This is a genomic window from uncultured Campylobacter sp. (genome assembly GCF_938045625.1).
GTDB lineage: Bacteria > Campylobacterota > Campylobacteria > Campylobacterales > Campylobacteraceae > Campylobacter_A.
The window spans coordinates 55,454-65,119 of sequence record NZ_CALIAV010000055.1 but is presented as its reverse complement, the minus strand read 5'-3'; the positions used below and the strand labels follow the sequence as shown (position 1 = coordinate 65,119).

Annotated in this window: 10 protein-coding genes; 2 read left to right on the top strand and 8 right to left on the bottom strand. The window is 47.2% G+C overall.

Annotation, left to right across the window (positions count from 1 at the left end; genetic code table 11):
- Positions 1-338 precede the first annotated feature (338 nt).
- Positions 339-1,013, top strand: coding sequence for a 7-cyano-7-deazaguanine synthase QueC (gene queC / locus Q0386_RS05720; protein ID WP_299028335.1), 675 nt, complete (start codon positions 339-341; stop codon positions 1,011-1,013).
- 365 nt (positions 1,014-1,378) lie between these two features.
- Here queC and Q0386_RS05715 read toward each other — a convergent pair whose 3' ends face one another.
- Genes Q0386_RS05715 through mobB form a run of 5 tightly spaced genes read right to left on the bottom strand, consistent with a single transcriptional unit; the run spans position 1,379 to position 5,872 of the window.
- The gene (locus Q0386_RS05715) at positions 1,379-2,386 is read right to left on the bottom strand and encodes a ferrochelatase (RefSeq protein WP_299028332.1); all 1,008 of its coding nucleotides are present in this window, start codon (positions 2,384-2,386) and stop codon (positions 1,379-1,381) included.
- A gap of 6 nt (positions 2,387-2,392) precedes the next feature.
- The gene (metG, locus tag Q0386_RS05710; protein ID WP_299028329.1) at positions 2,393-4,312 is read right to left on the bottom strand and encodes a methionine--tRNA ligase; all 1,920 of its coding nucleotides are present in this window, start codon (positions 4,310-4,312) and stop codon (positions 2,393-2,395) included.
- 17 nt (positions 4,313-4,329) lie between these two features.
- Complete coding sequence (locus Q0386_RS05705) at positions 4,330-4,542, bottom strand: hypothetical protein (RefSeq protein ID WP_299028326.1); 213 nt, start codon at positions 4,540-4,542, stop codon at positions 4,330-4,332.
- Positions 4,539-5,393, bottom strand: a complete 855-nt coding sequence (locus Q0386_RS05700) for a class 1 fructose-bisphosphatase (RefSeq protein ID WP_299028323.1) — start codon at positions 5,391-5,393, stop codon at positions 4,539-4,541. Before Q0386_RS05700 ends, Q0386_RS05705 begins: the two co-directional genes overlap by 4 nt.
- Positions 5,390-5,872 (bottom strand): molybdopterin-guanine dinucleotide biosynthesis protein B, encoded by a 483-nt coding sequence (gene mobB / locus Q0386_RS05695; protein WP_299028321.1) that lies wholly within the window; start codon positions 5,870-5,872, stop codon positions 5,390-5,392. The genes Q0386_RS05700 and mobB overlap by 4 nt, the downstream gene beginning before the upstream one ends.
- Positions 5,873-5,972: 100 nt before the next feature.
- On the opposite strand from mobB, the gene Q0386_RS05690 reads away from it, so the two are divergent.
- Positions 5,973-6,467: a hypothetical protein gene (locus tag Q0386_RS05690; protein ID WP_299028318.1), complete on the top strand. Its 495-nt coding sequence runs from the start codon at positions 5,973-5,975 to the stop codon at positions 6,465-6,467.
- Here Q0386_RS05690 and Q0386_RS05685 read toward each other — a convergent pair.
- The 3 genes from Q0386_RS05685 to gltX are packed head-to-tail and all read right to left on the bottom strand — an operon-like array spanning position 6,373 to position 9,573.
- Positions 6,373-8,004, bottom strand: coding sequence for a lytic transglycosylase domain-containing protein (locus Q0386_RS05685; protein ID WP_299028315.1), 1,632 nt, complete (start codon positions 8,002-8,004; stop codon positions 6,373-6,375). The genes Q0386_RS05690 and Q0386_RS05685 overlap by 95 nt on opposite strands.
- Positions 7,988-8,275, bottom strand: coding sequence for a YggT family protein (locus Q0386_RS05680; protein ID WP_299028312.1), 288 nt, complete (start codon positions 8,273-8,275; stop codon positions 7,988-7,990). Before Q0386_RS05680 ends, Q0386_RS05685 begins: the two co-directional genes overlap by 17 nt.
- On the bottom strand, positions 8,272-9,573 hold the full coding sequence (gene gltX, locus Q0386_RS05675) for a glutamate--tRNA ligase (RefSeq protein WP_299028309.1): 1,302 nt from the start codon (positions 9,571-9,573) through the stop codon (positions 8,272-8,274). The genes Q0386_RS05680 and gltX overlap by 4 nt, the downstream gene beginning before the upstream one ends.
- Positions 9,574-9,666 lie beyond the last annotated feature (93 nt).

Genomic DNA, 9,666 nt, shown 5'->3' with positions numbered 1-9,666 from the left:
AGCCTGTCGTAGATTAAAATTTTCTAATCTCTTTAAAAAGCGCTCGTGAGCCAAGCCGCCGTTAAATTTTAAAGGCGAAGTATTTTTTCTTTAGACTAGGCGGAAACGACGGAAGCGAGGGAGCGTATATGTAATACGTGACAGAAGCCGACCGAGTTTCCAACGACGTATAAAGGAAAAAGACAAACCACCGCAAAATTTAAAGGCGAAGTATTTTTGTTCTAGACGAGGCGGATTTAAATTTTACGACGGGAGCTACCTCGTCGGTAGTGACCGAGTAAAATTTAAATCCAACGAAGTATAAACCAAAAAGACGAGCAAGCAAGAAAAGGATAAAAATGGTAAAAAAAGCGGTTTGCATAATGAGCGGCGGCATGGACAGCACCCTCTGCGCCGTCCTCGCCAAACGCGCAGGCTACGAGATCATCGCGCTGCATTTTGACTACGGACAGCGCACGATGAAGCGCGAAAATCTAGCCTTTGAGCAGATATGCGAGCGTATCGGCGCGCTAAAAAAGGTGAATTTAGACGCTCATTTTATAGCAAGTATCGGCGGCAATGCACTAACGGACGAGAGCCTTGAGATCCGCAAAGACGGCGCCAAACCCGACACCCCTAGCACCTACGTGCCGTTTCGTAACGGCATCTTTATCAGCATCGCCACCGCGCTGGCCGAAAAAGAAGGCGCGCAGGCGCTATACATCGGCATCGTCGAGGAGGACGGCTCGGGCTACCCAGACTGCACGGCGGATTTTATCAGTAAGATAGAAAGCGCCGTAAACGCCGGCACTTCAAAGGACTTTAGCCTGCAAATCGTCACGCCGCTAGTAAATTTAAGTAAGGCTGACATCGTGCGCAAGTCGCTGGAGGCCGGCTCGCCGCTAGAGCTAACCTGGAGCTGCTACGAGCGCGAGGACGAGGCTTGCGGCGAATGCGACAGCTGCCGCCTGAGACTGCGAGGATTTGAGCTTGCAGGCGAAAAAGATAGGATAAAGTACGTAAATCTAAAATAAAATTTCTAAAAATCGGCGCAGCTCTGCCAGCAAATTTAGCCCAAATCAAATTTATCCGCCAAAACGCGCCGACTACTCTACCGCTATTTTTTGTTCGGCAAATTTGATCGCGGCGGCTGGTTTATGGATTATGCACGACGGGCAGCCACTTCACGATCAGCCAAAAATAAAACATTTTATTACAAATGCGCTCACATTTGCGTCGTTACACTAACCACATACGCCAAAGCCCACGGCACTCTTTGTAGGAATTTTTATCCGTCAAATTTAACGGCAAATTTGAGACTATAAAACGTATGATTTTAAGGATTGAGTCAAATTTGCAGTAGATAAAGGCGTCAAGCTCGGCGCTAAATTTGAACTTTTTATAAAATTTCGCCAAACAAATCAGGTTCGGGCGCAGCTAAATTTAGCATCGCTTCAAGCTCCTCTTTTTGGCATTTAACGAGCGCGTAGTGAAAATTTGAAAGATTTTTTAGCTCGGCAAAATCCTTAAATCTCATCGTAGCCGCTGCGCTTCCCGCAAAGTCCTCCGGCACGCATATCTCGATGCCGCCGCTAAAATTTCGCGTCAGAAATGCCGCTTCCATATCAAAAAGCTCATCGTCGCTCTCTGCAATAAAAGCCTGAGAGCTCGCGCCAAAAGGAACGACGCGAAAATTTTTATTTATAAAAACCGGCTCGAAATGCCCTAAATTTCGCGTATCGCCGAGCCTAAAAGAAAAGCCCGCGCGGATCAGATACTTTAAGAGTCCGCAAAGATAGTGCGTGAAAACTTTTGGAAAATTTAAGTTTGGATAGTAAACGCCCTCGCAAACGACGCTAGAGGCAAAAACAGATCCGCCCTGCGCGCAAACCGCGTCCACATCGCTAAAAACAGTGTCATATAACGGCGCGATCTTGGATAAAATTTTTAGATCGTCTGTAAAAAACAGATCCCCTGCGCCCGCTTTCATTATCTTTATAAAAAGTCGCGTCGCATCCTCTGGTAGCAAGCTAGCTGCGTTGCCCTCGGCGTTTTTACTCAGACTCATGCGCGCGAGCAAGGCCTTTTGTACGGGATTAATGGAGCAAAATTTGAGATTTTTGTAGCTAGCCTCAAAGCGCATTAGCCGCATCAGCGCGGCGCTCAGGCTATCGACCTTTATAAAGGCAACCTCGGGATCGACGACTTCGCATCTTTGCTCGACGAGTACGGCATAAGCGCCGTTTGCAACGGCTGCGGCTATCTCGTCCGCGCCGGCGCCAAGCCCGATGTAGGCGTAGCCCTGACGCACGTTTTTACTCTCAAACGCAAAGCCCTCCACGGCGCTGACGCTTGGTTTATTTAGCGCTTCGCCGTTGATGAGGCGCCTTAGGTTTTCGATATTCACGCCGTTTTAGCCTATTTCTGAGCCGTTTTTGACCGCAGCCATCGGCGCGATGAGGCACAGCGCCCCGTCCTCGGCGCTAAGGATCATGCCCTCTGATATGTGGCCGAAAATTTTAGCCGGCTTTAGGTTTGCCAGCACGCATACCTGCTTGCCGACGAGATCGGCTGGAGCGTAAAATTTGGCTATGCCCGATAAAATTTGACGCGGTTGCTCTTCGCCTAGATCAATCTTAAATTTGAGCAGCTTCTCGCTGCCTTCGATATTTGAGCACTCAAGCACCGTGCCTACTTTTATGACGCATTTTTTAAAGTCGTCGATTTTTATCTTCGCATCTAATTTTTCTTGCGGCGCGGCGGCGGTTTTGGCAGGCTCACTCACGCTCGGTACCGCAGTCGCCATCAGCTCTTTTTCGATTTTTGGGAAAAGCGGCTGCGTTTTTTGCGCTTTAAAGTCCAAAATTTCGTTGTTTAGGATGATTTTTTCATAAGTTGCGGTCGAGATCTTAAAACCTAGCGTCTGCGCAATCTTTTCGCAGGTTTTTGGCATCGCAGGGCTTAGCAGGACGGCCACACGAGCCAGCAGGTTCGCACATAGCGACACGAGCGCGTTTGCTTCGTCTTTTTTGCCGTTTTTCATTAGATTCCACGGCTCAAATTTAGCTATGCTCGCGTTAGCAAGCGTTAGCGCCTTAAAAAGCTCCTCAAGGTAGCGGTTCGTGGCGAAACTCTCTAAATTTTTAATAGCGTTTTGCAGGTATTCGTTGCCGCCATCTAAAACTTCGCCGTAAAATTTACGCACGTTTTCGCCCTTTATCTCAAAGTCCGAGTATTTTTCGCTCATGCCGACTATACGGCTTAAAAGATTGCCCAGATCATTGCTAAGCTCGGAGTTTATGCGCTCGATCATCGCTTTTTGCGAGAAGTCTCCATCCTGTCCAAACGGCACTTCGCGCAGCATAAAGTAGCGGAAATTTTCTAGCCCGTACGCGTCTGCAACCTCGCTTGGATTGATGACGTTGCCCTTGCTTTTGCTCATCTTTTCGCCGTCTCTCGTCCACCAGCCGTGAGCCGCGATGCAGCGAGGCAGCGGCAGATCAAGACTCATCAAAAACGCCGGCCAGTACACCGCGTGAAAGCGCAAAATATCCTTGCCAACTATATGCGTCGCGCCCTTCCAGTAGTTCATCTTGTCATCGCCGCGCGTGTAGCCAAGTGTGCTAAGGTAGTTGATGAGCGCGTCTAGCCAGACGTACATCACGTGTCTTGGCTCGTTTAGGCTCGCAGGCAGCCTGATACCCCACTCAAAGCTCGTGCGAGTGATCGAGAGATCGCGCAGGCCGCCTTTTACAAAGCTCACGACCTCGTTTTTCTTGCCGCGCGGCACGATACAGTCCTCGTTCTCCTCGTACCATTTTAGCAGCGCGTCTTGGTATTTTGATAGTTTGAAAAAATAGCTCTCCTCTTTGACCAAATTTGTCGGTCTGCCGCAGTCGGGACACCTCTCGTCCTCTAAAAGCTGCGTCTGCGTAAAAAAGCTCTCGCAGCTAACGCAGTAGTACCCCTCGTACTCGCCCTTGTAGATGTCGCCTTTTTGATACATTTTTTCGAATGCATTTTGCGCCGTGAGCTTGTGATAGTCGTCGGTCGTGCGGATAAAATGATCGTAGCTGATCTCAAATTTATCCCACAGCTCCCTAAATTTCGCGCTTATCTCATCGGCGTAGGCTTGCGGTGTGTAGCCCTTTTTTGCTGCGGCTTGCTCGATCTTTTGCCCGTGCTCGTCGGTGCCGGTCATAAAGTACGTATCATCGCCCTTTAGCCTCGCAAATCTCGCCATCGTGTCCGCGATCACGGTCGTGTAGGCGTGTCCGATGTGCGGCACGTCGTTTACGTAATAAATCGGAGTCGTAATATAAGTCGTGTTCATATCTTTCCTTTTTAAATTTAAAAATCAAATCCGCCGCCGTCGCCTTTAGACATCGAGCTATACACGGCATCTACGTAGTTTTTGCGAGTTTTGCACTCAAACATCACCTCGCAGGCAAAGCACGAGCTTAGCCCTTTTTCGCGCTGACAGGCTTGCAAAATTTCTCTTTGGCGATCAAGCTCCAGCTCAAATTCGTCTTTTTGAGTTACGTCCGCTGCATGCTCGCTCATTTCGCGCTTCCGTAAAATTTATGCAGTAAATTTATCTCGTCTTTGGAGCCGAAAAAGCAAGGCGTGGTTTGGTGGATTTTTTCTACCTTCATATCAAAAAGCGTTACCGAGTAACCGTCGCTAGTCGCACCGCCCGCGCGCTCGTAGATAAATGCAAACGGCAGCACCTCAAATAGCACTCTTAGCTTGCCATTTGGCGCGTCGCTCGTGGCAGGATAGCTAAACAGCCCGCCGCCTTTTAGTAAAATTTGATGCAGGTCGCTCACCATGGCGCCCGAGTATCTGAGGCGATATCCCTGCAAAAACAGCTCGCGGATAAATTTAGCGTGAGTTTCGCTCCAGCCCTTTTGCGTAGCACCCGTGGCGTTTAACTTGCCTTTTTGCGCTAGCGCTAGATTTTTGATAAATTTAAACTCGCCGTCCCTGCCCAGGCGGTAAAGTGCCGGAGCCGTCCCCTCCTCGCAAAGCACGAGCTCTAGGCGTGGGCCGTAAACGACGTAGGCGGCGGCTTTTAGATTTTGCGGAGTTAGTTCGTTTTCGTAAATGCCAAAAATCGAGCCGATAGAAAAATTTACGTCCACTAGGCTAGAGCCGTCTAGCGGATCGTAGGCGACGATAAATTTCGCACTCTCGTTTAGCGCCAGCATATCCTCTTTTTCCTCGCTAACTAGCGCTTTTACGCAGGCTAAATTTGCAAACTCGGCCGTGATGATCTCGTCGCTTCTCACGTCTAGTTTTAGCTGCGTGTCGCCCGTGGCGTTGGCGTGATCAGTGTAGCCCAGATCGGCGTACTTTATCTCTTCGCCGATTTTTACGGCGATCTTTTTAATCGTTTCGAAAATTTCGTTCATTTTAATACCTTTGCATTTTTTAGTATCCACTCGCAGATGGCCTGCGTGTCGTCTAGATCGAAGTTTGGCTTATCGATCTCGTAGTCTTTTTGATAGCTTGCGATCGCGTTTGAAAAGCTAAGATAATCCTCGTTTATCTCGTCCTTAAATACGCTGATGCGCGGCAGCGGCAGAGTCTTTAAGCCCTCGACTAATAGCAAATCAAACTCGCCAGCCATCGCCACGACGTCGTCCACGCTCTTGCTCTCCTGCGAGAAAAAGGTCGTGCGCGTCGGACTCATGACCGCGACCTCGGCGCCTATTTGAGCAAATTTATAGCTATCCTTGCCCTCGACGTCAAACCTCGCCTTGTCGCCCGGGTCGTGCTTGATGATCACGACTTTTAAGCCGTCATCGATAAATTTTTTGGCGACCTTTAAAATAAGCGTAGTTTTGCCGCTATTTGAAGGTCCTGAAAACGCCATCGCCGCTTTTTTCATTTTTCTCCGAATTTTTGAAATTTACGCAGATTATAGCAAATTTAGGCTTTTTAAAAGCAAAATTTATCTAAAATAGCACCAAATTTAAAGAGGTATTAAAATGAAAAAGAGCGTATTTTTTTTAAGTTTTATTTTGGCGTTAGTTGGCTGTGCGGATAAAAAATATATCCACGAACCATTAAAAAACGAGCTTTTAGCCTACACTAGCAAATCTGAAATCATAGATGCCAAGACGAATATCCTAATCGTCGCGACCTATCTAAATCCGATCTATAGCGAGCTTGTGGACGAGCAAAAAAGAGAGAAATTCGTCGTGGCCGTGCATCCTAAAGAGGCTAAAATTTTAGAGGAGAGTTTTAGCGCAAACGGCTCGCAGCGAGGCATCATGGTTAGACGCCTGACCGCCAACGATCCGCTTTTGGAAAAAGTGAGCTTTGAAGTGCCGTGGGCTCAGTATTTCGAGGTCAGCACTCCAGAGATCAAAAGCGATAAAATCAATATTAATTTCGAAATTTATCCGTCAAAGCAGGTTTCTTTGAGCTTTCAAAAAGTGTCGAAATCAATGTACTGGAACGGAGAAGCCTTAGGTAGATAACATAGTTTGCGAGTACCTTTTTGCCGTAGTCGCGGCTCTCGGCGAAGGGCACTAGCTCCATGGATAAAAACGGCTCGTATTTTCCTTCGTTAAAAAGGTCGCCTCGCTGAAGCATCTTTTTGGTAAAGCCGATACCGCCGTTATACGCGTAAGCTACGAAAAGAGGGTGATAGAGGTATTTCTCCAAATAATTTAAGTGGTGGTCCGCAAATTTTAAGGCAAGGCGCGGATCAAACATATCGTCTTGATCGAAATTTGGGATCGCAAGCTCTTTTTTGCCGATGTGATTAGCCAAAAACGGCATAAACTGCATCATGCCAAGCGCATAAGAGGTCGAGATGACGGCCGGGATAAAGCGGCTCTCTTGCCTGCCGATCGCGTAAAGTAGTGCCTTTCTAGTCGCGTTTATATCCTCTAGCTCATCTACAAACGGCATAACGAAGTAACTATCCTTGTATCCGCTTGCCTTTTCCATCAGGTAGGCATACTGCCCCAGCGTCTCTTTGGTGTTAAAGGTTTCGGAGTGCTTTGCGGCATCCTGCGCGCTCATCTCTTTTATCATTTTAAAGGTCTTTTGCCACAAAAACGGATCTTTTATGTCGTAGTCAGCTACCTTTTCTTTCGTAGGCGTCGGAGAGACGATATTTGCGGCCGGACTTGCGCCCGTTAGTTCGTTTGCGTAGAGAGTATAGATATTTACGTCGCGGCTTTGATTTAGCTTATCAAGATAGATTGTATTTTTACTTAGTAGATACAGCCAAAACACTGCGTTATCTTTGCGGTCCTGCCTCTCAAAGGCGGCCTGCGCTCTAGTAAAAAACCTCGTCGCGTCTTTTGGAGAATTTAACAAAACCGCGTTTATGCCTAGCATAAAGGCATCCTTGCCGGCAAGCTCGGTTTCCTTTATCGCAAGAAAATTTTGTCTAAATTTGACCGATTTTTTATCGATTATCAAATCGTTTGCTAGAACGTGAAACTCTTTTTTAGCTGCGAGCGAATTTATAAAATTTGCATCAAATATCTTGTCGAATTTATCCTTGTGCGAGGACTGGTTAAAATAAACCAAAAATGCGTCCGTATCGTTAAATTTGGCAAATTCATCCTCTGGATGCTTTTCGTTTAGCGAGCTCAAGCGGCGGTAAATAATCGGATCGGAGTCTTTAAATTTATCCGCCAGCTTTTGTCTCGTCTCCTTTTTTAGCTTCATCATAAAAGGCACTCTAAGACGCTGTTTTTGGCAGGTTACGTTGGCGTCTAGGATATTTTTCACACCCACGCTATCGCAGTTTCCTTTGACCTTTTTTGGCGGCAAAATCTCGGCCAGTTTCTTTGCCAGTACGCCCGCTCGGCGAAAGACGTCTTTGTTTAAAATTTGCGCCTGTTCCTTAGTGTAGTCGCCTTCGGTTAAAAGACGGTAAAAGTAGTAATCCTTAGCAAGCCCCTTAGGCTCGTCTTTTATCTCATCAAAACTCTTAACTCCGCCAAACGCCGCCGCAGCAAAAATCGCGGGCAGGATAAATTTAAGCAGCGTACGCAAACATAAGCCTTACGAAAAATCTATCTATAAACTGAAGCGCCAAAAGCACGATAATAGGCGCTATATCTATACCGCCAAAAACCGTCGGTATCACGCGGCGGATAGCGCCGTAAACGGGCTCGGTGAGGCGGTAGAGCAACTGCACGATAGGGTTATAGGGATCAGGGCGCACCCAGCTTATGATCGCTGCGCCTATGATGATCCACGTGTAGGCGCTGATAACGATATGCAGGATACTGCCGACTGCTTCTAAAAATACCGAAAATATCATCTTAAAATTTCCTTTAGATACGGTTTGATGAGCGGATATAGCTCGCTAAGCTCGGGACCGTGTTCGGCGCCCGTGAGTAAAATCCTAAGCGGCATAAAAAAGCCTTTGCCTTTTAGTCCGGTCGCATCCATTAGGGCTTTTTTTAGCTCGTTAAATTCACCAAATTCGCTCAAATTTAGCGAATTTACAGCGGCTTTTATAGCCTCGCAACCAGCCTTAAACTCGTCTGGGATAAATTTGGTCGCGAAAATCGCATCGACCTTGGCCTTTATCTCGGTTAGCAGGCTACTTTCTTGAGTGTAAAATCTAGCTATCGCCGCAAATTCTGGCTTTATGCCCATTAGCGCGGCTAGTCTCTCGTCGCTTGCTCTTTTTATGTGCTCGCGGTTGATGTGCTCAAGCTGCTTGACGTCAAATTTGGCCGGAGACGCCGAAACCTTCGAGATATCAAACCACTGCGCGGCTTCTTCTATCGTAAAGATTTCAACCGGAGCCTTGTAGCCTAGCGAAACGATGTAGTTTGCGATAGCTTCAGGCATAAAGCCTTGCGAGAGTAGCCATTTTACGCTGCTTTCGTTCTCGCGTTTGCTCATTTTTTTGCCCTCGACGTTTAAGATGATAGGCAGGTGAGCGTAGTTTATCTTTTGCGTGTAGCCTAGGCCCTCGCGGATGAGGTCTTGCTTTGGCGTGTTGCTGACGTGATCTTCGCCGCGGATGACGAAGGTAACGCCCTCGAGCATATCATCGACCGCACAGGCGAAGTTATATGTCGGCGTAAAATCAGCGCGCATAATGACGAAACTATCGACGTTTTCAGGCTCGAAGCTGATCTCGCCCTTTATAGCATCTTTAAATTTCATCGTGCATAGCGGCTTTTTCATGCGCACGACGAAAGGCTTTTGGTTATTTAGCACTTCGTTGTCGCTTAGGTGCTCGCATGTGCCGTCGTAGCGGTAGGCTTCACCTCTAGCCTTTGCGGCTTCTTTTTTAGCCTCCAGCTCGCTTTCCGTGCAAAAGCACGAAAACGCCTTTTTATCTATCAAAAGCTTTGCAGCAAACTCGCGGTGAAATTTTAAATTTTTACTTTGATAATAAAGCGTGTCCCATTTGATACCGAAAAGCTCTAAAATTTCTAAAATTTCCTTGTCTTTTCCGGGGATATTGCGCTCCTTGTCGGTATCCTCGATGCGGATGATAAAGCCGCTTTTATCCTGGAGCGAGCAGACGTAGTTTAGGATCGCAACCCTCAAATTTCCCAGATGCATATCGCCTGTCGGCGACGGCGCAAAACGATACATTTTTGCTTCCTTATTGATTTTTAGGGGCGATTATAGCATTTTAAGCATTTAACTTGGCTTTTTTATCTTTTGTGAAGCTAAAATAAATATAAT